Here is a 26,561-nt window from a genome sequence, read left to right as displayed (position 1 = left end):
GTCAGCGCTCCGTCGTTCGCGGGCAGCGCAACTCCACAACGCTGCCCAACCACCATCACGCGCGGCGTTTGCGCTTGGCTTCGTCGGAGCGCAACTGCTGGATGCGCTGGAAATAACCCGGCTCGATCCCGGTGATGTACTCGCCGTTGAAGCACGAGGAATCGAACTGCTTGATGTCCGGGTTGCCTTCGCGCACCGCCACTTCCAGGTCTTCCAGATCCTGATAGATCAACCAGTCGCAGCCGAGGAATTCCTGGATCTCGTGCTCGCTGCGGCCATGCGCGATGAGCTCTTCGGCGGCCGGCATGTCGATGCCGTAGATGTTGGGGTAACGCACCGGCGGCGCGGCCGAGGCCAGATACACCTTGCGCGCACCGGCATCGCGCGCCATCTGCACGATTTGCCGGCTGGTGGTGCCGCGCACGATCGAATCGTCGACCAGCAACACCACGCGGTTGCGGAATTCCAGGTGGATCGGGTTGAGCTTGCGGCGCACCGATTTCTGCCGTTCGCCCTGCCCCGGCATGATGAAGGTGCGGCCCACATAGCGATTCTTGACGAAGCCCTCGCGGTACTTCACGCCCAGCACGTTGGACATCTCCAGCGCTACATCGCGCGAGGTGTCCGGGATCGGAATGATGGTGTCGATATCGTGATCCGGGCGCAGGCGCAGGATCTTCTCGCCCAGCTTCAGGCCCATGCGCATGCGCGCCTTGTGCACCGAGATGTTGTCGATCATCGAATCGGGACGCGCGAAGTACACGTACTCGAAGATGCACGGCGCATGGTCGGTGGGCGCGGCACAGATTTCAGAAAACAGCTCGCCGCGCGCGGTGATCACCAGCGCTTCGCCGGGACGCACATCGCGCACGCGCTGGTAGCCCAGGATGTCCAGCGCCGCCGATTCGGAGGACACGATGTATTCGGTGCCTTCGGCATGCTCGCGCTTGCCCAGCACCAGCGGACGGATGCCGTGCGGGTCGCGGAATGCCACTAGGCCCAGGCCCAGCACCACGCTCACCACCGCATAGCCGCCCTTGCAGCGGCGGTGCACACCGGCCACCGCGCGGATCGCCGCCTCGGGGGTGAGCATGCGCTGCGCGTCCAGCTCGTAGGCGAACACGTTCAGCAGCACTTCGCTGTCCGAATCGGTGTTGATGTTGCGGCGGTCGGCCTCGAACACCTGCTGGCGCAAGGCCTCGGTGTTGATCAGGTTGCCGTTGTGCGCCAGCGCGATGCCGTAGGGCGAGTTGACGTAGAACGGCTGCGCCTCGTCCATGCCTTCCGAGCCGGCGGTCGGGTAGCGGCAATGCGCGATGCCGACGCGGCCTTCCAGCACCGCCATCTTCTTTTCGTCGAAGACATCGCGCACCAGGCCGTTGGCCTTTTGCACGCGCAGGCGCGTGCCATCCGCGGTGGCGATGCCTGCGGCGTCCTGCCCACGATGCTGCAGGACGGTCAGGCCGTCATAAAGCTGCCCGGCGACGTTCTGATTGCCGACAATACCGACGATGCCACACATGGTGCGCGTTCTCCGCTGCGGCTTGCGCCGTTACTGTGAAGGTGGCCGTGCCTGGCCTTGAGACTCGACCCGAGCCGGGTCGCTTTCTCCGCCGCGAATCTGCGCCGGATCGATATTGGCCGGCATCACCTGCGCCGGATCGCGTCCGTCGCTGGCGGCTTGACCGGGTTGCCCAAGCGCACGCGTGATGGTGTCGCTCAGACCGGACCCGGACAGCGCCTTGCCCAGATCCGTATTATTGCCTGCCGAGGGCAACTTCCCCAACTCCGTTGGCAAGTTGCCGAGTTCCATCGATGGCATGTCCATCGACGGCATCCGCCAGGCCGGCAGTTGCGCCCGCATCCAGCCCGCACCCGGCGACAGCATCGGCATCAGCACCGATTGCCGCCACGCCGGCTCGCGCGGCAACGGGGTGAAGCCCATCAGCAGCACCAGCACGCTGGCCAGAAACCCGCCGCGCACCACGCCCAGGCCGAAGCCGAGCAGGCGGTCCATCCCGCCGAGCCGCACCGCATCGACGCCGGCACGGATCACCATGCCGATCACCGCTACGGTGATCAGCACGCCGACAAACACCATCGCGTAGCCGCCGAACGACTCGGTGGCCGACGGATGCTTGCCGTCGGCGATCCAGCGCGCGGCTGGGCCGCCGAACTGGAATGTGGCCCAGCCCGCCAGCAACCACGACAGCGTGCCGACCACGATCGCGACAAAGCCGCGCAGCAAGCCCAACAGGGCCGACACCAGAATGATGACGCCCAGCACCATGTCGATCATTGCCAACTTCTCCGCGCGGCGCGCGCGCCGTTGCTGCAACCTGGCTCGGTGTTCATTGCGCTCCCCTCCATGGGTGTGAGGCGATCGGGAATCTGACAGCCACGCACGACATGTCGTGCGTGGCTGTCAGGCTTGATGCGGACGGCCTGCAGCACGCGCAGTGTACGAAGGGTCGCGCCGATGCAGATGTCTGATTCCGGCAACGCCCACCCGATGGCGGCGCAGCCATTTTACGGATGCGGACGCACCATGCCGGAAATGCCGACCTTGGCCGCCACCTGCGCACGCAACTGCTCGGCATCGCCACGGTTGGCCACCGGGCCGACACGTACGCGGTTGAGCGCGCCCTTGTCGGTGCGGACCTGTTCGACGAACGCACTGAAGCCGGCGGCGCGCACGCGGTCGCGCAGGGCATTGGCGTCTTCGGCGCGGCCGAACGCACCTAGCTGCACCGCAAAACCGACCGAACTGGCCGCAGGCGCTGCCGGCGCGGTAGGCGCAGCCACGACCGGCTTGGCAGGTTCGGGCTTGGCCGGCTCGGCTTTGGCCACCTCTGGCTTGGCCGGCACAGGCTTGGGCGCGGCGGCCACCGGCTTGGCGGGTTCCGGCGGCAGGCTTTCGGTCCTGGTCGGCACGGTGGTGCTGGCGGCTGCCACACTGCTGCCGGGCTTTGCGGCCGGTGCAGGCGCCGGTGCAGCTGCAGCTGCAGGTGCTGGCGCGGCGGCATTGGCATCCAGCGTCACCACCTGCGCGTTGACGTCGCCGCGCACCTTCACTGCCTGCAGGCGGGCCGATTCGGCCTGGGCCTGATCGGCATACGGCCCCACGCGCACGCGCCAGGCAGGGCGGCCGTTGATCTGGGTCTTTTCGCTGAAGCCCGGCAGTTGCGCCTGCTTGAGCCGCGCGATCACCGCATCGGCATCGGCACTGGTGGCATAGGCACCGAAATTCACCGCGTAGTTGCCGGCGGCCACATCAGGGGCCGATGGCGCACTGGACGGGTTGGCCAGGTCGGCCGCATCCGGGTTGTCTTGCACCGCTGCCGGCGCCTTGGCGGCACCGCGCATGCCCAGTGCACCGCCGGCAGGCGCATCGCCCGGGGTGACCAGCGGCAATTCGCGGGTTTCGAACTCGCCATTGGCAGGCGCTGCGGGTGCCTCGAGCGGCACATCGGCCACGCCGCTCGAAGGCGCAGGGCCCTTGACCAGCATCGGCAGGAAGATCACGGCAAGCGCCACCAGAACGATGGCGCCAATCAATCGCTGTTTCAGAGCAGTATCCACGTAAAGAGACGAGAGGCGGCGTGGCGGGTTGCCGCGGCGATTATAAGGCCGCAGCCGGGCTACCGACCTTGGCGGCCTGAATGAAGTGCGTGCAGCGCGTCGGCGACGGTATGAAACGAGCCGAACACCAGCACGCGATCGCCTGGTGTGGCTGCTGCGAGTACCGCGCGCAGTGCGCTTGCGAGGTCACGATGGCACGGCGCCTGCGCCGCGGCGGTGCCCTGTAGGCGTTGCTGCAATGCCTCGGCCGACTGCCCACGTGCGCCTTCCAGCCCGGCCAGCGTCCAGTGGTCGATCCGCGCAGCCACCGCCTCCACTACGCCCAGCACGTCCTTGTCTGCCAATGCGGCGTAGATCGCATGCATGCTGCCTGGGTGCGCTTGCGCGCCGAGTGCCTCGGCCAGCGCGCGCGCGGCCTGCGGGTTGTGGCCGACATCCAGCACCACCTGCACGCCATCGACATCGATGCGCTGCAGGCGCCCGGCCACTTGCGCGTTGGCGATGCCCTGCGCCCAGGCCGCATGGGGCACCTCGACCGGCAATGCCTGCAGCGCGGCGATTGCGGCGGCGGCGTTGGCCAGTTGCACCGGCGCGTGCAGGGCCGGCATCGGTAGTTCCAGGGTCACTGCAACATCGCGCCAGCGCCAATGCTGCGTCTTGGAATGCTGTGCATCGATCGGCTCGAAGAAGTAATCGCTGCCGGCGCGGATTGCGTTGGCGCCCAACTGATAAGCGCGCCGCAACACGCTCGACGGCGGGTCGATTTCGCCCAGCACCACTGGTTTCCAGGCGCGGATGATACCGGCCTTCTCGGTACCGATCGCCTCGCGGTCTTCGCCCAGCCAATCGGTGTGGTCGATATCCACGGTGGTGATCACCGCCACATCGGAATCGATGATGTTCACCGCATCCAGACGCCCGCCCAGACCGATTTCCAGCACCGCCAGGTCCAGCACCGAGCGCTGCAGCAGCCATAGCGCGGCCAGCGTACCGTACTCGAAATACGTCAGTGCGGTCTCGCCGCGCGCCGCTTCGACGGCTGCAAAGGCGTCGACCAGTTGTGCATCGCTGGCCTCGTCTCCATCGATGCGCACGCGCTCGTTGTAGCGCAGCAGATGCGGCGAAGTGTAGGTACCCACCTTCCAGCCGGCGGCCCGCCCGATCGCCTCGATAAAGGCCACGGTGGAGCCCTTGCCATTGGTGCCGCCGACGACGATGACGTGGGTGGCCGGCGCTGCAAGCTGCAGACGCGCAGCGACCTCGCGCACGCGCTCCAGGCCCATGGCGATGTTCTGCGGATGCTGTTGCTCGATGTAGACGAGCCAGTCGGAGAGAGAGTTGGTTGCGTTCACGGCGAGGACTGCGCAGGAAGAACTGCATTATCGCGAATTTCCAGACCGCCACGTGCTCGGACAAAAGACGACGGCGTGCTCAGGCACAGGTGCTTGTCGTTGCCAAATCCAGTTATCCGTGTCGAGACGTCCTCGATCACGGGACGTCTTCGATCGCTGCAATCCGCATTCCCAGCACCGAGCGCTGACCGGTCAACACCACGGTCATCTGCTGATCGGGATGCCGACGATAGAGCGCCTCGGTGATGCACAGATGGCTGGGAAACCGATTTTCCAGCGGCCCACCACTCAATCTGTATTTGCACGAACGCCCACTCTGAAAGTACTCGGTCCGCATGGCATGCGTTTCTTCAAAACTGGCACCGGCCATCCGCGTATACACCCACGGTGCCCCCCTGGCCAGCACGAGCCAGTACAGGAATCCCAACAGCGGCGGCGCCAGGCAGATCGTCAGACCTGTACTATTGCCAACGACCGCCTTCCATCCCCCGATACGATAGGCCGGCACAACGATCAGCACCGTCAATCCACCTCCCAGCAGCAGCATCGGCGCGAGCCAGTTCCGACCGGACAGGAATGGTGCGGGAATGAAGTCGGAGAACGCCCCTAGCGCCAACAGGCCGGACACACTCCCCAAAACAACGTACCGAAGCGCCTTTGGCCACTTGGCGATGATCCCGGGATGACGCGCCACAGCGTGACCCACAATCCTTGCCGAGCGCAGTCTTACAACGCCCGATGCTTGGCTTCACCAAAAAACGGCGTGTGATGCGCACAGTCGTTCAGGCGCACCACTTCCAGGTGGTCGACATCTTCGCCTTCGAGCAGGTTGAGCGTGGTCGGTGCCTGGCGGAAGGTCCACAGCTTGGACAACGGCAGGCCCAGAATCTTGCACAGGATCACGCGGTTGACTGCATCGTGCGCCACCACCAGCAAGGTGTCGTCGGCGCCCAGGCCATCAGCCGCGCGTACCAGCCCGCGCCAGCTGCGGTCCAGCACCTGACGCAAGGATTCGCCGCCGGGCATCAGCACGGTGTCGGGTTCTTCGCGCCAGGCACGCAAGCGCGCCGGATCCTTGTCGTTGATCTCGCTGGCCAGCAAGCCTTCCCATTCGCCATGCGCGATTTCCTGCAGGTCCGCATCGGTCTGCAGCAAGCTCTCGCGTGCACTGCCCAGCGCCAGCTTCGCGGTGGCCTGCGCACGCGACAGCGGCGATGCCACCGCGCGGGTGATCTCCAGCGACTGCAGGCGCGCGCCAAGGGCAGCGGCCTGGCCTTCGCCGACCGGCGACAGCGGGATATCGATCTGGCCCTGATAACGGCCTTCGGCGTTCCACGGCGTCTCGCCGTGACGAGCAAGCAGGATGCGCATGCGCGAGAGATTCCTTGGGGAAGGGACCGACGTGCCTTGCGGCCAGACGGGAGCGGAATGATACCGCCCCACGCCCTCCGTGGTTTGCGCTCAGTGGCGGAATCGATGCCTGACCGAACCGTATCCGCTTGCGGCGTGCCCGGCCGCATGGCCGCCGGGCTCTTCTGCCTCACCAGCATCCACCCCGCACGGCTGAAAACGCGCGCTGCGCCAGTTCCTCAGGCGCGACCGAACGCCGGGTCGCTGCGGCTGGGCTTGCCGGTTTCCAGATGCCCGGCCAGACGCCGGCGGAATGCCCCACCCGGCTGCTCAACGACAAAGTCATACCAGTGATCGCTTGCTGCCAACGCCAGCCGGATGGTTTGCCGCTGGCCTGCGGCCAGGTGCACCGCGCGCGCGGTCGGGTCTGCGTAATCCAGTGCGCGCAGTTGCAGCGTGCACGGTTGGCGCCCGGCATTGCCGAGTTCCAGCACCAGCATTTCGCCGTCCTGCCTGGCTTCTAACCACGGCGCTGCCGATTGCGTCACAGCGGCTGCAAGTTCGCCAGCGAACTCGCGCAGGAATCCATTCGGCCCATGCACGCTCAAGGCATAGGCACCGTCATGTGCAGCGCCAAGCGGTACATCGTCGAGCTGCGTGCCGGGCAGCACGGTGTAGTACCACGGGCCGCCACTTGCAGCGCTGGTGTAGACGTTGAACGCGGCTGCAGCAGCGCCGCTGTTGACGAACTGCAGTTGCACACCGTCTCCATTCTGTACACGCGCATGCACCTGCAAGGCGTACGGCAGCGCGCGTGCAGGGCGTTGACCCGGCTCTTGTCGCGGCATGCTGGCCTTCGTCGGAGGCACCGGCAATGGTTTGCCACTCACCGCGGCAGTGCGTGCGCGATAGTCGCCGATCGCCGGCAACGCGCTCAACGCCGAATCGTCCGGCTTGCGGAAATCGAACACACTGGTCAGATCGCCGCTCACCGCACGCCGCCACGGGCTGATGTTGGGCTCGGCCACGCCGAAACGGCGCTCCAGCAAGCGCAGTACCGAGGTGTGATCGAACACCTGCGAGTTGACCCAGCCGCCGCGCGTCCACGGCGAGATCACCAGCATCGGCACGCGGATGCCCAGGCCGATCGGCAGTCCCTCGTAGACTTCGCCACGCGTGTCGACATTGCTGCGCCCCATGCGCGCATCCAGCGCCGGCAATGGCGCGGGCACATGATCGAAGAAGCCGTCGTTCTCGTCGTAATTGATGATCAGCGCAGTCTTCGCCCAGACCTCCGGATTGGCGGTGAGCGCATCGATCAAACGCGCCACCAGCGATTCGCCGTAGGCCGGCGGTGCTTCCGGATGTTCGCAATAGGCGGTGGGCGGAACGATCCACGACACCTGCGGCAAGCGATTGGCCTGCACATCGGCAGCGATCGCGGCGACCAGATGATCGGCCTGCGTGGTGGCGGCATTGTCCGCGGTGGAACCGGGCACGCACGCACGCGCGCGCCGATAGCGTTCGTCGCCGGGCTGCAGATCGCGATAGTGGGAAAAATACGCCAGCGAGTTGCAGCCGAAATTGTCGTATTCCTGATACACGCGCCAATCCACACCTGCGGCCTGCAGGCGCTGTGCGTAGGTGGTCCAGTCCATCGCGGCGTAGCCGGGTTTGTCGCGCGCCATGTCGGCGGTCCAGTTGCCGTCGTCGGCATTGGTCACCGCTTGCGCGCCGACACTGCCCACGCTCGGGCCGCTGGTGCCGGTAAACAGATACATGCGATTGGGATTGGTTGGCCCATGCAACGAACAGAAATAACCATCGCAAATGGTGAACGCATCGGCGAGCGCGTGGTAATACGGAATGTCATGACGCTGGAAATACCCCATCGTCAATTCGCCCTTGTACGGCACCCAGGCGTCGTACTCGGCCCAGCGCACCGGATCCTGCCCGTGGCCGGCTTTCCACGAGTGATCCAGGCTTTTGATCAACGGGGCTGACGTGTTTTGTGAATCGAAGGCGAACGGCAACAAGCGATGACCGTCCTTTGCCGGCTGGCTCCATACCGGATGCCCATCGCGCAACTGCAGCGGACGCGGATCGCCGAAACCGCGTACGCCGCGCAGCGCACCGAAGTAATGATCGAACGAGCGATTTTCCTGCATCAGGATCACCACGTGTTCGATGTCGCGCAGCGTGCCGGTACGTGAGTTGGCCGGCAGCGCGAGTGCGCGGCCGATCGAAGACGGCAAGGCGCCGGCGGCGGTCAGCGCGGCGACGCGCTTGAGGAAATCACGGCGCGAGGGGGAAGACGTCATGGATGCGAAACCTGGCAGAAATACGGGTGCATGGCCGCAGGTGGCGGCTGGACACGACACGTATATCCGGCAAGCGCGACAGTTTTAAGACAGCGACCGTCATCAATGTTTCATGAGTCGTTGACACCCTGCGTCGCGAAACGCCGGTCTTGCACCGTGCGTCCGCCCTCAGCCGTGCCCGAACAGGATTCCCCCATGACTTGCACTCGTCGTTTTCATGTCACTCCGCTGGCGCTCGCCCTGGCAGCGCTGCTTCCCGTCATGGCATCTGCCGCCGCAACGGCTGCCGATCCGGCTGCCATTGCAGACGCGCCGGTCGCCGATGCGCCGGTCACCACCGCCGATACCGCAACCAATGCCACCCAGCTGGATGCGATCAACGTGGTCTCGCAAGGCAGCACGCGCCAGGTGCAGCGCATCAGCCGGCAGGACATCGAGCAGCTGACACCGGGCAGCAGCGCCTTCAAGGCAGTGGAAAAATTGCCGGGCGTGCAGTTCCAATCGGCCGACCCGTTCGGCACCTACGAATGGTCTACGCAGGTGACCTTGCATGGCTTCGATCAGAGCCGGCTCGGCTACACACTCGATGGCATTCCGCTAGGCAACATGAGCTACGGCGTCACCAACGGCCTGCACATTACTCGCGCGATCATTTCGGAAAACCTCGGCTCGGTGGAAATCGCGCAAGGCGCCGGCGCGCTCGGTACTGCGTCCAACACCAATCTCGGCGGCACCATGCAGTTCTATTCGGCCGACCCGCAGACCACGCCCGGCCTGCGGCTGGTGCAGACGGTGGGTAGCGATGCGACGCGTCGCACCTTCGTGCGTGGCGACACCGGCGATCGCAATGGCTTGTCGGCGTATCTGTCCTATGCCAATGCCACCACCGACAAGTGGAAGGGCTTTGGCGACCAGCAGTCCGAGCAGGCCAACCTCAAGACCGTGTATCAATGGGGCGACGGCAACCGTCTGAGCCTGTTTGTGGATACCTCGCGGCGCAAGGAATACGACTACATGGATCTGTCGTTGACCAGCCAGCGCGCGCTGGGCTGGGACTACGATTACCTGCAGCCGGATTGGGCCACTGCGGTGCAGATGGCGCGTGCGTATCAAAACACCGGTGCCACCAGCGGCGTGGCCAACGGCTACCCGCAATCGCTGGCGGGGCTGCCCGATGATTACAGTTGGCTGGATGCCAGCTACTACGCAGGCGGCGGTCTGCGTCGCGACAACCTGGCAGGCTTGTCGGGCACGTTCGTGTTCGGCGGTGCAACCCTGGATGCCGCCGGCTACTACCACGCCAATCGCGGCGAGGGGCAGTGGGTGACGCCGTATGTCGTCACCTCGGCGCAGATCCCGGTGTCGATGCGCACCACCGACTATGGCCTGGACCGTTTCGGCGGTACCAGCGCACTGAAGTGGTCGTGGGGCAATCACGATCTGGAAGCCGGCGTGTGGGCCGAGAATGCACGCACCACGCAAGGGCGCAATTACTTCGCGCTGGGCAACGAGGGCTACACCTCGCTGTACAACGTGTACGAAGCGCAGACCCCATTCCGTCGCGACTTTTTGCAGCGCTATACCACCCAGACCCGCATGCTGTACCTGCAGGACACCGTGCGTCTGCTCGACGATCGCCTGACCCTCAACTACGGCGCAAAGGCGCTCAGCACCACCACGCGCGCACAATCGCTGGTGCCGACCACCGCGCTGGCGCAGGGACGCATCCGCGCTGAAGACAACTTCCTGCCGCAGGTTGGCGTGAACTACAAGCTCGACGAGCGCCAGGACATCTACGCCTCCTACAGCAAGAACATCGCCGCCTTCGGTTTCACCCCGTTCGGCACCTCGCAGGCCGCGTTCGACCGCAGCCGTTCGACGCTGGAGCCGGAAGAATCGCAGACCGTGCAGGTAGGTTACCGCGTGCAGGATGCGCAGTTCCAGCTGTCGGCCGACGCCTACTTCACCAAGTTCTCCAACCGCTTGCTGACCACCTCGCCATGTACTGCGGTGCAGACCTGCGCGGCGATCCTGAGCAATGTCGGTGCCGTGCACAGCGCCGGTGCCGACCTGGCGTTGATGTGGCGTCCGATGGAAGGCCTGAGCTGGTTGAACTCGCTGTCGTGGAATCGCTCGCGCTATCAGGACGACTACCTCAACAACGGCGTGGTCGCCACCTCCGGCAAGGACGTGGTCGGCATCCCGGCGTTGATGTTCTCCTCCAGCGCCAGCTACCAACTCGGCAACCTGCGCCTGGATCTGGACGGCAAGTACGTCGACAAGCGCTACATCACTTTCCTCAACGATTCGCAGGTGCCTTCGTATTGGCTGTTCAATGCGGGCGCGCGTTACGACTTCGGTCGTGTGGGCGGCGTGGCCGATGTGGCGCTGGCGCTCAACATCACCAACTTCACCGACAAGCGCTACTTCGCCAGCACCGGCACCAACGGCTATGTCGCCTCCGACCCGGATGGCTACAACCAGACCATGGTGGTCGGCGCGCCGCGGCAATACTTCATGAGTCTGGATGTGAAGTTCTGAGTTGCTGGCGCCTTTTCCGCTCTCCCTGCGGGGCGAAAAGGCGCGGCTTGCGCGCCACTGGCGCGCGTGGCTGGGAGAGCCCGCGCCGCAAGCGCGGGCCGGGGCGCGTAGCGAGTGTTTGGGTGAGGGTACGGGCGAAGCAGTCGGCGCGTCACTTCTGAAGGCGCGTAGCGACGCGTTTGTCATTGCAGGTACTGGTAAATCTCTGAGGCGCCCCTCATCCGGCGCTGCGCGCCCCCTTCTCCCGATGGGAGAAGGGCTGCATCGGCCCCTACCCCGCCATGATCCGGGTCAGCCAACACCACTCGCTTCCCGCACCGCCGCATGGCACCAGCCCCACCCCGCATATAATCGCCGCCTTACTTTCACTCAGCAGGTCCCGCCAGATGGCGCAGACGATGAAGGCGCTGGTCAAGCGCGAAGCGAACAAGGGCATCTGGCTGGAACAGGTTCCCGTCCCCAGCCCCGGCCCCAACGAGGTGCTGATCAAGCTGGAAAAGACCGCAATCTGCGGCACCGATCTGCACATCTACCTGTGGGACGAATGGAGCCAGCGCACCATCACACCCGGCCTGACCATCGGCCATGAGTTCGTCGGCCGTGTGGCCGAGCTCGGTTCGGCCGTGACCGGCTACCAGGTCGGCCAGCGCGTCTCGGCCGAAGGCCACATCGTCTGCGGACACTGCCGCAACTGCCGCGGCGGCCGCCCGCACCTATGCCCCAACACGGTCGGCATTGGCGTCAACGTCAACGGCGCATTTGCCGAATACATGGTGATGCCGGCCAGCAACCTGTGGCCGATCCCCGACCAGATTCCCTCCGAGCTGGCCGCGTTCTTCGACCCCTACGGCAACGCCGCGCATTGCGCGCTGGAATTCGACGTGATCGGCGAAGACGTGCTGATCACCGGCGCCGGCCCGATCGGCATCATCGCCGCCGGTATCTGCAAGCACATCGGTGCGCGCAACGTGGTGGTCACCGACGTCAACGATTTCCGCCTCAAGCTGGCCGCCGACATGGGCGCCACCCGCGTGGTCAACGTCTCCAAGACCTCGCTCAAGGACGTCATGGCCGACCTGCACATGGAAGGCTTCGACGTGGGCCTGGAAATGAGCGGCAACCCGCGCGCCTTCAACGACATGCTCGACTGCATGTATCACGGCGGCAAGATCGCCATGCTCGGCATCATGCCGCGCGGCGCCGGCTGCGACTGGGACAAGATCATCTTCAAGGGCCTCACCGTACAGGGCATCTACGGCCGCAAGATGTACGAGACCTGGTACAAGATGACGCAACTGGTGCTCTCGGGTTTTCCACTGCACAAGGTGCTGACGCATCAATTGCCGATCGACGATTTCCAGAAGGGCTTCGACCTGATGGAAGAAGGCAAGGCCGGCAAGGTCGTGTTGAGCTGGAACTGATCAGCCACTACGCTTGAACGCAAAAGGCGCCGCGAGGCGCCTTTTGCGTGTCCGTCTTCAGGGGGCTGGCAAAAGCTGCGAGCAATCCTCGGTGCGAGCGGAGCGCTTCAAGAAACGCAAGGTCGGCGAGGCTGCAGGGAAAGGCTCAGTTGGTCGAGGGCGCGGTGCCCTCACCGCTCGCGGGACACGCCGCAAGTACGTCCATGTAGGCTCGGTGGCGGCATCCATGCCGCCACACGGTCCCGCAATCGGTGAGGACACCGCACCAGAGAGTGAGTCGGTTGCTTTTTAAAGCCTGCAGGTTGATCGGCTTGCGTTACGAAGATGATACGACGCGGCGTTATTGAAACAGCACCCGTCACGCCTTGCTTGCAACCATGCACACCGACCATCTCGACTGGTCCTTGCCCGCCTACCGTCGCGGGACCTTACGCGGCATGGATGCCGCGTAAGAGCCTACATGGATGTGCTTGCGGCGTGTCCCGCGATGGTAGGCGGGCAAGGGCCCTGCATCCAAGCCCCAGATCAACCGCTCTACAAGTGATCCATCCGCACGATGCAATCACCCCAAGACAAAACAACCGATATCTAGAATTCTGGCGTCGTCTAAATGTAAAGGCTGATGTAAAGACTGAAAACTCTAAGCATCAACTCTTCCCGCCCCACAACTACACGACCAATTGGCCAGAGCCGCTCTTAGCCCATCGCCATCAAGGCCAGGTGACCGTGGCAGTCGCCACCAGATGGTTCTGCGAATTCTGCCGACCGAAGCCGAATTCGGCCGCTTCGCTGGTGTCGTAATAGCCCACGCTCAGACCCAGCGGACCGAACGCCTTGCCGACATTCACCCCGAAGTCGTTGTAGTCGTGATCCACCTGACTGAGCGCCGAGGTGTAAACGCTGTGCCCGGCGTGCGCGCCGAAAGTGAAGTCGTACGGCAACGTCCAGTTGGCATCGAGCGCGTAGTAATAGCCGTCGGTCTTCGACCCATACAGATCGTTGGTGTAGGCAACGGTCAAGCTATAGGTCTTCAAAAATGTGGTCTTGGTGATCAGTTCGGCGTAGTTGGACGCACCCGCTCCCAGGTATTGGTAGCGGTTGACCATCACATCGAAATTCCAGTTCGTGCCCAGATCGGTGTTGTAGCCGACAAAGCCATCCACTTCCCAATCCGGATCGCCCGCACCGTAATCGACATTGGAGGTCCAGGTGCCGATGTACACGCCGAACGGCGTCGTGTACGTGAGTCCGGCCTGGAAGGCGGGCTCTTCATTGGTCTGCGAGATACCGCGGAACAGATAATCGCTGGTGACCGCAAAGGTGCCACTGAATGGCGAGGCTGGCGCTTCTTCATCCTGCGCATGCGCCAACGGCACGACACCTAACAACAGCAACGACAGACAACACGCGAGGGGGGACGGCTTCATGGAGCATCTCCTGGGACGATGGGCGGTCGGATGACGCGAAGCGAGCTTGCAGTGACTTTATTAGTCCAACTGTCATTGCAGCGCAACATCAACGTCGTACGCCTTTGAACCAGCACACAGGCGTTAACCACCGATGGTGCTGATCAGGATGCCCATCTCATCGACTGAATGCGCAGGATCTTGAGACTGGGGAGTAGGGATTCGTAATGCCAAAGCAAAGGCGGATCCCGCTCTGCGAATCCCGAATCCCGAATCCCTACTCCCAAATCCCCATTCAATGCCGGCCCCAGCCGGCGTTGAATCACACCGGAAACACCCCGTAATGGCGCGCCGCCAGCCTTAGCTGCTGCCCTGGCTGAAAACTCCCCGCCGAGGCCGGCAGCTCCACTTCCACCTCGTTGCCCGCCGGCTCAAGTGTTGCGCGCAGACGTAGACGCGCCCCGCTGCGCTGCGACCAGGCCACCGTCGCCGGCCAACCGGCGTCATCGGGTACCAGATCTTCCGGTCGCACATACACCTCGACCGGGCCGGCAGCCAACGTGGCATTGGCCGCCGGCAATGCATGTCCCGCCACCTGGATCCGACCCTCCGCCAGCACACCAGGAATGCGGTTCACCGCGCCCACGAACGAATACACGAACGGCGAGGCCGGCTTGTCGTAGATCATCGCCGGGGTGTCGAGCTGCTCGATGCGGCCGCGGTTGAGGATCGCCACCCGGTCCGCCAGTTCCAGCGCTTCTTCCTGATCGTGGGTCACGAACACCGTGGTCAGACCGGTGCGTTCATGCAGCTCGCGCAGCCAGCGGCGCAGGTCGCGGCGCACCTGCGCATCCAGCGCCCCGAATGGCTCGTCCAGCAGCAGCACGCGTGGCTCGATCGCCAGCGCACGCGCCAGTGCCACACGCTGCCGCTGACCACCGGACAGCTGGGTGGGATAGCGCTGCTCCAGGCCATGCAACTGCACCAGCGCCAGCAATTCTTCCACGCGTGCGCGAATACGCGCTTCAGCCCAACGCTCGTTACCGCGCCGCACCCGCAAGCCGAAGGCGATGTTCTCGAACACGTCCATATGCTTGAACAACGCGTAGTGCTGGAACACGAAGCCGACCCGGCGCGACTGCACGCTCATGCGCGTGGCGTCTTCGTCGCCGAACAGCAACTGCCCGCCATCGGCATGCTCCAGCCCGGCCATGATGCGCAACAACGTGGTCTTGCCTGAGCCCGACGGCCCCAGCAGTGCCAGCAACTCACCCTGACGCACGTCCAACGTGATGTCGTCCAGCGCGGTGAACGTGTCGAACTGCTTGCGCAGGCGGTGGATGCGGATGCCCATGTTCACCTCAATGTCGGTGGTTGGCGGCGAGCGAATCGCCGTGTCGCCATTCCAGATACGTCTTCAGCGCCAGCGTCAGCAGCGCGGTCAATGCCAGCAGCGAGGCACACGCAAACGCGGCGCTGTAGGCGTATTCGTTGTAGAGAATTTCCACATGCAACGGCAGCGTATTGGTGCGCCCGCGGATATGCCCGGACACCACCGACACCGCACCGAACTCGCCCATCGCGCGCGCCGCGCACAGCAGCACGCCGTACATCAGGCCCCAACGGATATTGGGCAGGGTCACCCGCCAGAACATCTGCCAGCCGCTCGCGCCCAGGCTCAATGCGGCCAGCTCTTCATCGCTGCCCTGCTGCTCCATCAGTGGCATCAGCTCGCGCGCGATGAACGGAAACGTGACAAAGGTCGTCGCCAGCACGATGCCCGGCAGCGCGAACACGATGCGCGGCAGCTGAATCAGCATCTCGCCAAAAAACGGCAGCTGCACCTGCCAACCTTCGTCGATCAACGGCCACGCCCAACCGCTGCGCCCGAAGATCAGCACGAAGATCAAACCCGCCACCACCGGCGATACCGAAAACGGCAGATCGATCAGGCTGATCAGCAAGCGCTTGCCGGGAAAGCGATGCTTGCTCACCGCCCACGCCGCTGCCACGCCGAATACCAGATTCAGCGGCAGCACGATCGCAGTCACGATCAAGGTCAGCTTGATCGCCGACAACGCGTCCGGGTCGACCACTGCGCGCAAAAACGTTTCCCAACCACCCCGCAGCGCCTCGGCGAAGACCAGCACCAGCGGCAGCAGCAAAAACGCCAGCAGGAACAGCAGCGCGCCCAGAATCATCAGCCACTGCACCCAGCGAGGCTCGTTGGTGGCCGAGTCGGTGATGCGGCGCGCCTGTTCGGTCATTGTGCGGTTCTGCAGCATGGAGGGCAGCGACGACACAGCATCGTTCATGCAGGCCTCCGTTGATGGCGCAGCAGGCGTGCCTGCAGCGTATTGACCACCAGCAGGATCACGAACGACAGCAGCAGCATTGCCGCCGCAATCGCGGTGGCGCCGGCATAATCGAATTCTTCCAGCCGGATGGTGATCAGCAGCGGCGCGATCTCGGTGGAATTGGGCAGATTGCCGGCGATGAAGATCACCGAACCGTACTCACCCACGCCACGCGCGAAGGCCAGCGCAAACCCGGTCAGGACCGCTGGCCACAGTCCCGGCAGCACCACCCGCCAGACCGTTTGCCAGCGCGATGCGCCCAGCGTAGCGGCGGCCGCTTCAAGCTCACGCTCGCTCTCGGCCAGCACCGGCTGCACCACCCGCACCACGAACGGCAGGCCGACAAACACCAGCGCCAGCACGATGCCCAACTGCGTATAGGCGACCTTGATGCCGACCGCCTCCAGCCAGCGCCCGACCCAGCCGTTCCCGCCGTACAACGCAGTCAGCGCGATACCCGCAACTGCGGTGGGCAACGCGAATGGCAGATCGATCACCGCGTCGAAGAAGCGCTTGCCCGGGAAGTTGTAGCGCACAAACACCCACGCCACCCAGGTGCCCATTAGTGCGTTGAAGGCGCCGGCCACGAACGCCGTACCGAAGCTCACCTGCAACGCCGACAACACCCGTGGCTCGCTCCACACCCGCCACAGGCCGTCCCAACCCAATCCGCTGGTTTTGATGAAGATGCCCAGCAGCGGGATCAACACAATCAATCCCAGCCAGGTCAGCGTAATTCCAAGACTCAAACCCAACCCCGGCATCACGCGTCGGCGCGATGACGGCGCTGGATGGGGTGCAACCGACATCTGCATTGCCTACTTTTTTGCCTGGATCTGATCGAACACACCACCGTCGGCGAAGTGTTCCTGCTGCGCCTTGTCCCACGACCCGAACGCTTCCTGGATGGTCACCAGCTTGATGTCCGGGAAACGCGCCAGATCGGCCGGGTCGGCAAATTCCGGGTGACGCGGGCGATAGAAATGCTTGGCTGCCAGCTTCTGCCCTTCCGGCGCGTACAGATAACGCAGGTAGGCCTCGGCCACATCGCGCGTGCCGTGTTTGTCGACGTTCTTGTCGACCAGCGCCACCGACGGCTCGGCCAGGATCGACAACTTCGGCACCACGATCTCGAACTTGTCCTTGCCCAGTTCATCGCGCGCCAGCAGCGCTTCGTTTTCCCAGGCCAGCAGCACATCGCCGATACCACGCTGCACGAAGGTCGTCGTGGCACCGCGCGCACCGGTGTCCAGCACCGGCACGTTGCGGAACAGTGCCTGCATGTAGCGCACGATGCGCTCGCGGTCGCCCTTGAAGATGCGGTCGGCATACGCCCAGGCGGCCAGGTAATTCCAGCGCGCGCCGCCGGAGGTCTTGGGGTTGGGCGTCACCACCGCCACGCCGGAGCGCAGCAGGTCCGGCCAATCGTGGATGTTCTTCGGGTTGCCCTTGCGCACCAAAAACACGATCGTCGAGGTATACGGCGCGCTGTTGTCGGGCAGGCGTTTTTCCCAATCGCTGTCGATCAGCTTGGCCTTCTCGGCGATCGCGTCCACGTCGTAGGCCAGCGCCAACGTGACCACATCGGCCTCGATGCCGTCGATCACCGCGCGCGCCTGCTTGCCCGAGCCGCCGTGCGAGGTTTCGACCGTCACCGTGTCCTGCGGGTGTTGCTGTTTCCAATGCGCGGCGAACGCGCTGTTGTAGTCGCGGTAGAACTCGCGGGTGGGGTCGTAGCTCACATTGAGCAGACCGATGTCGCGCGCGCCAGCCGGGCCGGCCAGGGCCAGCAAGCTGCACAACAGGATCGAAACGAGGCGGTAGCGGGGGTGGGTCACAGCAATCTCCTGGCCGGTGGGGCGCAGCTGAACAGCAAGCATGCCATGCTGCGCAGCGCTACGCGGGTGGTGAAATGACATACACGCCTGCGCTTATACCGATTTTGCATGACGTAGTGGTATGCCGCCGTGATCGTTAAAATCGTGCTTCTTTCTGCCACTGCGATCGCCATGACCAACGCTCCCGCCGCGCTGACCGCCCACTACGCCGCCGAACTGGAGGCGATCCAGGCCCAGGGCCTGTTCAAGTCCGAGCGCATCATCACCGGCCCGCAGGCGGCGCAGATCACCCTCGCCGACGGCCGCAGCGTGCTCAACTTCTGCGCCAACAACTACCTGGGCCTGGCCGACCATCCGGACATCATCCAGGCCGCCAAGGACGCGCTGGACACGCACGGCTTCGGCATGGCCTCGGTGCGCTTCATCTGCGGCACCCAGGATTTGCATAAGCAACTCGAGCACACCATCGCCGACTTCTTCGGCACCGAGGACACCATCCTCTATGCCGCCTGTTTCGATGCCAACGGCGGCCTGTTCGAACCGCTGCTCGGCGAGCACGATGCCATCATCTCCGACGCGCTCAACCACGCCTCGATCATCGACGGCGTACGCCTGTGCAAGGCCAAGCGCTTCCGCTACGCCAACTGCGACATGGTCGACCTGGAAGCGCAGCTGCAGGCCGCCGATGCCGCCGGTTGCAAGACCAAGCTGATCACCAGCGACGGCGTATTCTCGATGGACGGCTTCATCGCCCCGCTGGACGAGATCACCGCCCTCGCCCGCAAGTACAACGCGCTGGTGCATATCGACGAATGCCATGCCACCGGCTTTCTGGGCGCTACCGGCCGCGGCTCGGCCGAGGTCAAGGGCGTGCTGGACCGGATCGATATCTTCACCGGCACGCTGGGCAAGGCGATGGGCGGCTCACTGGGCGGCTTCACCACCGCCAAGCGTGAAGTCATCGAACTGCTGCGCCAGCGCTCGCGTCCTTATCTTTTTTCCAATTCACTGCCGCCGCACGTGGTGGCCGCAGGCATCAAGGCGTTCGACATGCTGGACGCCGCCGGCGAGCTGCGCACGCAGCTGGTCGAAAACACGCGTTACTTCCGCGAGCGCATGACCGCCGCTGGCTTCGACGTCAAACCTGGCGTGCATCCGATCAGCCCGGTGATGCTCTACGACGCACCGCTGGCGCAGAAATTCGCCGAGCGCCTGCTGGAAGAAGGCATCTACGCCATCGGCTTCTTCTTCCCGGTGGTGCCCAAGGGCCAGGCGCGCATCCGCACCCAGATCAGCGCCGCGCACACCCGCGCGCAGCTGGATCAGGCGATCGACGCGTTCATCAAGATCGGCCGCGAACTCGACGTCATCAAAGACTGATGCGCACGGTGCTGCGCCAACGGCTGTTGCTGGCGGCGCACACCGATGCCCAGGCGCATTTACTGGACGGCAGTTGGGAAACCCGCTGCCTGCATTGCCGTCGGCGTTTGCAACTGCGCGCCGATGGCGAACCGCTCGGCCACACCACGCTGGAACACGTAATCCCACAGGCCTGGTTCGGCCGTCGCGCGGCGGCCGCGCTGTGCGCGATGGTCGGCGACGATGCGAATGCGGCGCGCAACCTTGCCCTGGCCTGTGCCAGCTGCAATCACGCCAAGGGTCGCCGTCACGATGCCAACGGCGCCGGCGACGCACGTGCTTTTGAAGTCGTCAGCGCCTTGCTCAGCGCGCGTCTGGCGCGCTGGCGGGAGCCGCCGTCAGCGCCCTGACTTCCTCGGCGCTGAGCATGCGCCACGCACCCTTGCCCAACTCACCCATCGCCAGCGCGCCGATTGCCACCCGCACCAGTCGCAGCACCCCAATTTCCAGCGCCGCCAACAAGCGACGGATCTGCCGATTGCGGCCCTCGTCCAGCACGATCTCCAGCCACGCATTGCGCTCGCCTTCGCGCAGCACGCCAACGTGCTTGGCACGCAGCAGCGCACCATCGCCCTCAGGATCGGGATCGACCACACCGGCCTGCAACTGCGCCAGTTGCTCGGCACTCGGGCGGCAATCGATCTGCACGTGATAGGTCTTGTCCGGCCCGGTCGCAGGATCGGTCAGCGCCGCCGCCCATTGCGGGTCGTTACTGAAGAGCAGTAGCCCTTCGCTGGCCTTGTCCAATCGCCCGACCGGCGCGATCCACGGCAATCCGGCACCATCGAAGCAGCGATACACCGTCGCCCTGCCCTGCTCGTCGCGCACGGTCGTGACCACGCCGCGCGGCTTGTTGAGCATCAGATAGCAGCGCGCCGGCCCGGCCAACGCCTGCCCGTCGACGGTGATGCTCGACTGCTGATCGGCGCGGATCGGATATTCGGGGTCGTGGACCACACGCGCAGCCACGCTGACCCGCCCTTCGACGATCCAGCGTGCCGCTTCGGTACGCGAACACACGCCCAATTTAGACAGCACGCGCGCCAGCCCGTGGCGCGGTGCGGTGGTCGCCATGGCCGTAGCGGAGGCGCGCGAAGCACCAGCAGGACCACGCTTGCGTTGCCGGGACGTTGCCGGCGGAAGCCGCCGGGTCATGCCGTCCCGACCGTGCCGCTTACTTGTTTTCGACCGACTTGGCGTCGGCCGCAGGCGTTGCAGCTGCCGCAGCGGCCGGAGCCGGCGCAGCCACCGGACGCGCCTTGACCACACGCACACCGCGCGCCTTCATCCAGGCATCGAATTCTTCGGCAGTCATGCGCTTGCCGTTCTGGCTCATGTCAAAACGCCAGGGCGTGTTGTCGAACGCGGTGGTCGCCTTGTAGGCGGCCGGATCGTTCGAATTGACCGTGCCGCCGGGCGGAATCACCTTGGCCAGGTCCTGGCAGCCTTCCACGCGCAACCGCAGCAGCACGCGGTCCACCGATTGCTCGCTGGTATAGGGCTGGGCCAACACGCCGGTGGGCATGCCCAGCTGGACGCTACGGGTGTAGAACTCGGCGGCCGCCGGCGCAATCACCGTGGCAGGCAACGGCAGCGGCTGGGACACCGTGCTGCCGGCGCAGTTCGGGGCGGCGTAAGCGGCAGGAATCAAAGCGAGACAGAGCAAACCTGCCGTAGCGGTACGCAGCATCGGGTTCTTCCAATTATGAGTTTGGTGTTGACGCGGTGAGTGTAGGCAGCGATGAACGCTGTTTCAACCGGAACCGTGCCTGGATGGCAACACAGACAGGTTTGGCGGCGACTCGACGCACTTTTCCTGGTCCTACAAAGACAAAACCCGGCACAAGGCCGGGTTTTGTATGGGACAGCTAGCGGTCCAATTAGTTCTGGACGTTCAGCTCGGTACGACGGTTCTTAGCACGGCCTTCCGGATTGTCGGAACCATCCGGGTTGGCGTTCGGAGCAATCGGACGGCTCTCGCCGTAGCCGATCGGGCCGACCAGACGCGACGCATCAACGCCGTTCTTGGTCAGGTAGTCGTACACAGTGGTCGCACGACGCTCGGACAGCTTCTGGTTGTACGCGTCGGTACCCTTCGAGTCGGTGTGACCGGCAACCTCGACCTTCAGGTCGGGGTAACGCTTCAGGATCTCGGTCGCTTCGCTCAGGATGGACTGTGCGTCCGGACGCAGGGTCGACTTGTTGAAGTCGAAGTTCACGCCCTTCAGGTCGATCGACACAGGAACCGGGCAACCGTCCGGACCGATGGTCTGGCCAGGCTGCGAAGCCGGGCACTTGTCGTCGCAGTTGTTGACGCCGTCACCGTCGTCATCCAGGTCTGCGCAGCTCGGGGCAACCGGAGCCGGAGCCGGCGGCGGAGCGGTCGACGGAGCCGGTCCCAACGGGATCACGACGCCGACCGAAGCCAGCACGTCGCCGAACCAGTCTTCCTGCGGAGCAGCAACGCTCTGGTCGTTGAAGTCAGCGCGGTAGGCCAACTCGGCACGCACGGCAACGCGCTTGTCGAAGGTGGTCTGCAGACCGACACCAGCCTTGGCGGCAAAGTTGCCGTCTTTCTGCTGGCCCGGCGAAACCGGGTTCGGGGTTGCGTCGAACTCTTCTTCCGAACGCTGGTAGCCCAGGCCGAACAGGAGGTAGGGGTTCCAGCCGCGGCCTTCAGCGATGAAGTGGCGACGCAGGTCGAACGAGATGCCGTACTGGCTCCAGTTCTGATCCTGGTTGGCATCGAAATTCGGGTTCTGATAGTTCAGCTCGCCGTCGATCGACCAGTTCGGGCTGACGAACTTGCCCAGACCCAGGGTCACGAACGGAGCATCATTGGTCAGACGATCGCTGTCCTGGAAGTTGAAGCCAGCGCTACCGGTCAGGTACCAACGGTCATCGAATTCCTGCGCGGAAGCAGCCTGGGCAAACGCCAGGCCGCCAAGCAACGCGGCAGTGAGAATTTTCTTATTCATGTATACAGCTCCGTTCTTTGGGAGATAAACCGATAGAGGCGTTGTTCTTGGTAAAGATGCTCGTCACATCCAGAGCCATCGGGGCGCAGATTAAGCCGGCTTCAGTGAAGATCGCGTTAACGGACATATAACATGTGAAAGCAATCAACAGGCCCGGCGATCCCACTCAATACTACGTATACAGTTTCATGAAGAAAAGGACCGGGCGCCCAGTTAGCACAAGTGCCCCGCATGAACGGCAGCCCAATTAAGCCAGTTGAATACGCTTGCGGTCTGCCCCCCAGGGGGACGGGCGGCACGACTCCGCAACCACATTGGTGAATGCGAGCCCTAGTCCGAGCTGAATTGTGGGCTGGGTGGTTGCGGGCCAACGGCATCACAACGCACCCTGAACTTCCCCATACAGAGCGCCTCGATGAAAGCCATCGCCATCACTCGCCATCTTCCAATCGACGATCCCCAGTCGCTGCTTGACATGGAGCTTCCGACGCCCGCGGCGCCGTCCGGGTATGACTTATTAGTGCGTGTAGAGGCGATCTCGGTGAATCCGGTCGACACCAAGGTGCGTGCGCCCAAGCCGCAAACACTGGATGCGCCGAAAATTCTCGGCTACGACGCCGCCGGCGTGGTCGAAGCAGTAGGCCCGGAGGTCACTGCATTCGTGGTGGGCGATGAGGTCTATTACGCAGGAGATATCGGAAGGCCGGGCAGCAACGCGCAGTACCAGTTGGTCGATGCGCGCATCGCCGGCTGCAAGCCGACCTCGCTCAGCTTCGCCGAGGCGGCTGCGTTGCCGCTGACCACGCTGACCGCGTGGGAGTTGTTGTTCCAGCGCATGCCGTTCGCCTTCGACGGCGCACGCAATCGCGGCAAGCACTTATTGATCATCGGGGGTGCCGGTGGCGTGGGCTCCATTGCGATCCAGCTGGCGCGGCATGCCGGCTTCACGGTCATCGCAACGGCATCGCGGCCGGAGACGATTGAATGGGTGCGCCAGATGGGCGCGCAGCATGTGATCGATCACCACCAACCGTTGCACCCGCAATTGCAGGCGCTAGGCCTGCAGAGTGTGGATGCGGCGCTCAATCTGGCCGACACCGACCGCTACTGGCAGCAGTTGGGCGAGATCCTGGCGCCGCAGGGACACGTGGGCTTGATCGTGGAGCCGCGTGGCCCGCTGTCGATCGGCGACCCGTACAAATCCAAGTGCATCGGGATCCACTGGGAACTGATGTTCACGCGTGCCCGCTACGCCACCGAAGACATGGTCGAGCAGCACCGCATCCTCAATCGTGCCGCCAGCCTGATCGATGCGGGCGAACTGCGTACCACGCAGACCGAGACGCTGTCGCCGATCAATGCGCAGCAGTTGCGCGAGGCGCATCGGCGGCTGGAAAGCGGCAGCACGATCGGCAAGTTGGTGCTGGCGGGCTGGTAATCGGCGTCACTGGTCGAGTTTGCCCGCTGCGTTTGCGCGGGCTTGCGGGTCCGACCCTCTCAAGCAGGCTGCCGACAGCACTGGCCGCGCGCGTCAAGACTTGCCGACACGCCCGTTTGCCTGCATCGTGCGCACTCCGTACGCCAGCGTATCCATATCATGTCGCCCGCCACCGGCCTGCCTGACTCGCCCTACCCGCACCTGTTCACCCCGCTCGATCTGGGTTTCACGCAATTGCGCAATCGCGTCCTGATGGGCTCGATGCACACCGGTCTTGAAGACCGTGCGCGCGATTTCCCCAAATTGGCGGCGTATTTCGCCGAGCGCGCGGCCGGCGGCGTCGGGCTGATCGTCACCGGTGGGTTTTCGCCGAATGTGGTGGGCTGGCTCAAGCCGTTCGGCGGCAAGCTGTCGTGGCCGTGGGAAGTACGCCCGCATCGTCAGGTCACCCGTGCGGTGCACGCACACGGCGCCAAGATCTGCCTGCAGCTGCTGCACGCCGGGCGCTATGCCTATCACCCGTTGTCGGTGGCGCCGTCCAGGCTCAAGGCGCCGATCAACCCGTTCACCCCGCGCGCGTTGTCGGCACGTGCGGTGGATCGGCAGATCGCGGCCTATGCGCGCGCAGCGCGGCTGGCGCGCGAGGCCGGTTACGACGGCGTGGAGGTGATGGGGTCCGAAGGCTATCTGATCAACGAATTCACCGCCGCGCGCACCAACCAGCGCAGCGATGCCTGGGGCGGCGATGCGACCAAGCGCATGCGCTTTGCGGTGGAGATCGTTCGGCGCATCCGCGAGGCATGCGGGCCGGACTTCATCATCATCTATCGGCTATCGCTGGTGGATCTGGTCGATGACGGCAACCAGTGGCAGGAGATCCTGGCGCAGGCGCAGGCGATCGAGGCGGCCGGCGCCACCATCATCAATTCCGGCATCGGCTGGCACGAGGCGCGCATTCCGACCATCGCCACATCGGTACCCCGCGCGGCGTTTGCAGGTGTCACCGCCAAGCTCAGGCCGCACCTGCGCATTCCGGTGGTGGCAACCAACCGCATCAACATGCCTGAAGTGGCCGAGCGCATCCTGGCCGACGGCGCAGCCGACATGGTGTCGCTGGCGCGTCCACTGTTGGCCGACCCGCAATGGGCCAACAAGGCCAGCGCCGGTCAGTCGCACACGATCAATACGTGCATCGCGTGCAACCAGGCCTGCCTGGATCATGTGTTCGACAACAAGCTGGCCAGCTGCCTGGTCAACCCACGCGCAGTGCACGAAACCGAGCTGATCTACACGCCGACCACCACGCCAAAGCGCATCGCGGTGGTCGGTGCAGGCCCTGCCGGACTGGCCTGCGCAACGGTGGCGGCCGAGCGCGGACACAACGTGACCTTGTTCGATGCAAGCGATGAAATCGGCGGGCAATTCAATGTCGCCAAGCGCATCCCGGGCAAGGAAGAGTTCAACGAGACGCTGCGCTATTTCGGGCACCGTATCGAAGCCACCGGCGTAGCGCTGCGGTTGCAGACACGCGTGCAGGCGGACGACCTCAAGGCCTTCGATGAGATTGTGCTGGCCACCGGCATCGAGCCGCGCAAGGTGGACTTCCCCGGTGCCGATCATCCGATGGTGGTCAATTACCTGGACGTCGTGCTGGGCCGCCATGTAGCGGCCGACAAGGTCGCCATCATCGGCGCCGGCGGGATCGGTTTCGATGTCGGCGAATTTCTGGTGCACGAAGGCGTCTCGCCATCGCTGGATCCGGTACGCTGGATGGCCGAATGGGGCGTGGACCCGAGCTTCGAAACACGCGGCGCATTGGCCAAACCGCACCCCGAGCGCCCTGCCCGTCAGGTCTGGCTGCTGCAGCGCAGCCCCGGCAAACCCGGCGCGCGTCTGGGCAAGACCACCGGCTGGATCCACCGCGCCACGCTCAAGGCCAAGGGCGTCAAGATGCTCGGCGGCGTGGAGTATCTGGGCGTGGACGATGCAGGGCTGCGGATCCGCGTTGAAGGCACCGAACAACTGCTCGATGTCGGCACGGTGGTGATCTGCGCCGGGCAGGAACCGCGTCGGGAACTGCTGGCCGCGCTGCAGGCCAACGGGCAGCAAACGCATCTGATCGGAGGTGCGGATGTTGCCGCCGAACTGGATGCCAAGCGTGCGATCAATCAGGCGTGCCGGTTGGCGGCAACCTTGTAACGCGCTTGCACGCGATGTCGTGGAAGCCACAGCCGTTCTTCATTACGACGCCAGAGCGGGGTGTGTGCGTCTGCAAGAGAGCCGCATTGATTTCACTTCGGTGCTGATATCGGCGGTCTTTAAGGCAACCGCAAGTCTGCTCGGCAGACGCTTACGCAAGTGCGCGTGGGCGCCTTAGAGCGGCTGACAAAACGTAGCGAGCAGTCGTCAGGTGGGCGTGGATGGCGTGCTCGGAACCGCAGTGATACGAGTGGTAAATCAGGATTCCGAGCACCTACCGCGCCCGCCTGGCGGTGAGCGCAGTAGCTTTGTTAGCCGCTATTAGACAGAGACAGATCGGCGCCGGCGTCGACTCTGCC

Annotated in this window: 21 protein-coding genes and 1 other RNA gene; 6 read left to right on the top strand and 16 right to left on the bottom strand. The window is 64.4% G+C overall.

From position 1 onward, the window contains the following. Positions 1-55 precede the first annotated feature (55 nt). From purF to NYR97_RS14310, 7 genes are all read right to left on the bottom strand, one after another. Entirely contained in the window at positions 56-1,522 is a 1,467-nt protein-coding gene (gene purF, locus NYR97_RS14340) for an amidophosphoribosyltransferase (protein WP_205392263.1), read from the bottom strand. 30 nt (positions 1,523-1,552) lie between these two features. Next, a complete protein-coding gene (locus NYR97_RS14335) occupies positions 1,553-2,299 on the bottom strand; it encodes a CvpA family protein (protein ID WP_316694050.1) in 747 nt (248 codons plus the stop codon). Between the two features lie 230 nt (positions 2,300-2,529). Next, positions 2,530-3,582: an SPOR domain-containing protein gene (locus NYR97_RS14330; RefSeq protein ID WP_316694048.1), complete on the bottom strand. Its 1,053-nt coding sequence runs from the start codon at positions 3,580-3,582 to the stop codon at positions 2,530-2,532. A 59-nt stretch (positions 3,583-3,641) separates the two neighbouring features. Continuing rightward, positions 3,642-4,934, bottom strand: coding sequence for a bifunctional tetrahydrofolate synthase/dihydrofolate synthase (gene folC / locus NYR97_RS14325; protein WP_316694047.1), 1,293 nt, complete (start codon positions 4,932-4,934; stop codon positions 3,642-3,644). Positions 4,935-5,070: 136 nt separating this feature from the next. Continuing rightward, positions 5,071-5,571, bottom strand: coding sequence for a hypothetical protein (locus tag NYR97_RS14320; RefSeq protein WP_425613078.1), 501 nt, complete (start codon positions 5,569-5,571; stop codon positions 5,071-5,073). 89 nt (positions 5,572-5,660) lie between these two features. Beyond that, positions 5,661-6,305, bottom strand: coding sequence for a histidine phosphatase family protein (locus NYR97_RS14315; RefSeq protein ID WP_115039917.1), 645 nt, complete (start codon positions 6,303-6,305; stop codon positions 5,661-5,663). Positions 6,306-6,523: 218 nt separating this feature from the next. Then, on the bottom strand, positions 6,524-8,605 hold the full coding sequence (locus tag NYR97_RS14310; RefSeq protein ID WP_316694041.1) for a phosphocholine-specific phospholipase C: 2,082 nt from the start codon (positions 8,603-8,605) through the stop codon (positions 6,524-6,526). A gap of 105 nt (positions 8,606-8,710) precedes the next feature. On the opposite strand from NYR97_RS14310, the gene NYR97_RS14305 reads away from it, so the two are divergent. Together NYR97_RS14305 and tdh are read left to right on the top strand one after the other, a co-directional pair. Then, entirely contained in the window at positions 8,711-11,146 is a 2,436-nt protein-coding gene (locus NYR97_RS14305; protein WP_316694039.1) for a TonB-dependent receptor, read from the top strand. 386 nt (positions 11,147-11,532) lie between these two features. Continuing rightward, the gene (gene tdh / locus NYR97_RS14300; RefSeq protein ID WP_176339517.1) at positions 11,533-12,567 is read left to right on the top strand and encodes an L-threonine 3-dehydrogenase; all 1,035 of its coding nucleotides are present in this window, start codon (positions 11,533-11,535) and stop codon (positions 12,565-12,567) included. Between the two features lie 710 nt (positions 12,568-13,277). Here the strand turns inward: tdh and NYR97_RS14295 are convergent. The 5 genes from NYR97_RS14295 to NYR97_RS14275 all read right to left on the bottom strand — a co-directional run bounded on the left by NYR97_RS14295 (position 13,278) and on the right by NYR97_RS14275 (position 18,249). Further along, positions 13,278-13,994: a TorF family putative porin gene (locus tag NYR97_RS14295; protein ID WP_006452587.1), complete on the bottom strand. Its 717-nt coding sequence runs from the start codon at positions 13,992-13,994 to the stop codon at positions 13,278-13,280. Positions 13,995-14,295: 301 nt separating this feature from the next. Then, positions 14,296-15,327, bottom strand: coding sequence for a sulfate/molybdate ABC transporter ATP-binding protein (locus NYR97_RS14290; RefSeq protein WP_316694036.1), 1,032 nt, complete (start codon positions 15,325-15,327; stop codon positions 14,296-14,298). Between the two features lie 7 nt (positions 15,328-15,334). Then, the gene (gene cysW / locus NYR97_RS14285) at positions 15,335-16,288 is read right to left on the bottom strand and encodes a sulfate ABC transporter permease subunit CysW (protein WP_023902845.1); all 954 of its coding nucleotides are present in this window, start codon (positions 16,286-16,288) and stop codon (positions 15,335-15,337) included. Further along, positions 16,285-17,145, bottom strand: coding sequence for a sulfate ABC transporter permease subunit CysT (cysT, locus tag NYR97_RS14280; RefSeq protein WP_316694034.1), 861 nt, complete (start codon positions 17,143-17,145; stop codon positions 16,285-16,287). Before cysT ends, cysW begins: the two co-directional genes overlap by 4 nt. Before the next feature lie 3 nt (positions 17,146-17,148). Further along, positions 17,149-18,249, bottom strand: coding sequence for a sulfate ABC transporter substrate-binding protein (locus NYR97_RS14275; RefSeq protein WP_205392271.1), 1,101 nt, complete (start codon positions 18,247-18,249; stop codon positions 17,149-17,151). A gap of 90 nt (positions 18,250-18,339) precedes the next feature. Here NYR97_RS14275 and kbl point away from each other — a divergent pair, with 90 nt between their 5' ends. Continuing rightward, positions 18,340-19,548, top strand: a complete 1,209-nt coding sequence (kbl, locus tag NYR97_RS14270) for a glycine C-acetyltransferase (RefSeq protein ID WP_316694031.1) — start codon at positions 18,340-18,342, stop codon at positions 19,546-19,548. Continuing rightward, the gene (locus NYR97_RS14265; RefSeq protein ID WP_316694029.1) at positions 19,548-19,937 is read left to right on the top strand and encodes an HNH endonuclease; all 390 of its coding nucleotides are present in this window, start codon (positions 19,548-19,550) and stop codon (positions 19,935-19,937) included. Before kbl ends, NYR97_RS14265 begins: the two co-directional genes overlap by 1 nt. Here the strand turns inward: NYR97_RS14265 and NYR97_RS14260 are convergent. The 3 genes from NYR97_RS14260 to NYR97_RS14250 form a co-directional block, all read right to left on the bottom strand. Continuing rightward, the gene (locus NYR97_RS14260; RefSeq protein WP_316694027.1) at positions 19,891-20,742 is read right to left on the bottom strand and encodes a pseudouridine synthase; all 852 of its coding nucleotides are present in this window, start codon (positions 20,740-20,742) and stop codon (positions 19,891-19,893) included. The two genes, NYR97_RS14265 and NYR97_RS14260, sit on opposite strands and share 47 nt — an antisense overlap. A 19-nt stretch (positions 20,743-20,761) precedes the next feature. Further along, positions 20,762-21,277 carry a hypothetical protein gene (locus NYR97_RS14255; protein WP_316694025.1) on the bottom strand — a complete coding sequence of 172 codons (516 nt, stop codon included), beginning with the start codon at positions 21,275-21,277 and terminating at the stop codon, positions 20,762-20,764. A 190-nt stretch (positions 21,278-21,467) separates the two neighbouring features. Further along, a complete protein-coding gene (locus NYR97_RS14250; protein ID WP_023902839.1) occupies positions 21,468-22,565 on the bottom strand; it encodes an OmpA family protein in 1,098 nt (365 codons plus the stop codon). A gap of 415 nt (positions 22,566-22,980) precedes the next feature. Between NYR97_RS14250 and NYR97_RS14245 the strand changes: the two genes are divergently transcribed. Continuing rightward, positions 22,981-24,003: a zinc-binding alcohol dehydrogenase family protein gene (locus NYR97_RS14245; protein WP_316694020.1), complete on the top strand. Its 1,023-nt coding sequence runs from the start codon at positions 22,981-22,983 to the stop codon at positions 24,001-24,003. A gap of 159 nt (positions 24,004-24,162) precedes the next feature. Then, complete coding sequence (locus NYR97_RS14240) at positions 24,163-26,202, top strand: FAD-dependent oxidoreductase (RefSeq protein ID WP_316694018.1); 2,040 nt, start codon at positions 24,163-24,165, stop codon at positions 26,200-26,202. A gap of 181 nt (positions 26,203-26,383) precedes the next feature. Here the strand turns inward: NYR97_RS14240 and NYR97_RS14235 are convergent. Beyond that, positions 26,384-26,461, bottom strand: a non-coding RNA gene (locus NYR97_RS14235) — sX9 sRNA. Positions 26,462-26,561: the final 100 nt, after the last annotated feature.

The organism is Xanthomonas hydrangeae, from assembly GCF_032697525.1.
In the GTDB taxonomy this organism is placed as follows: Bacteria; Pseudomonadota; Gammaproteobacteria; order Xanthomonadales; family Xanthomonadaceae; genus Xanthomonas; species Xanthomonas hydrangeae.
Note: the sequence above shows the minus strand (reverse complement) of the source record. Positions and strands in the feature narration are given on the sequence as shown.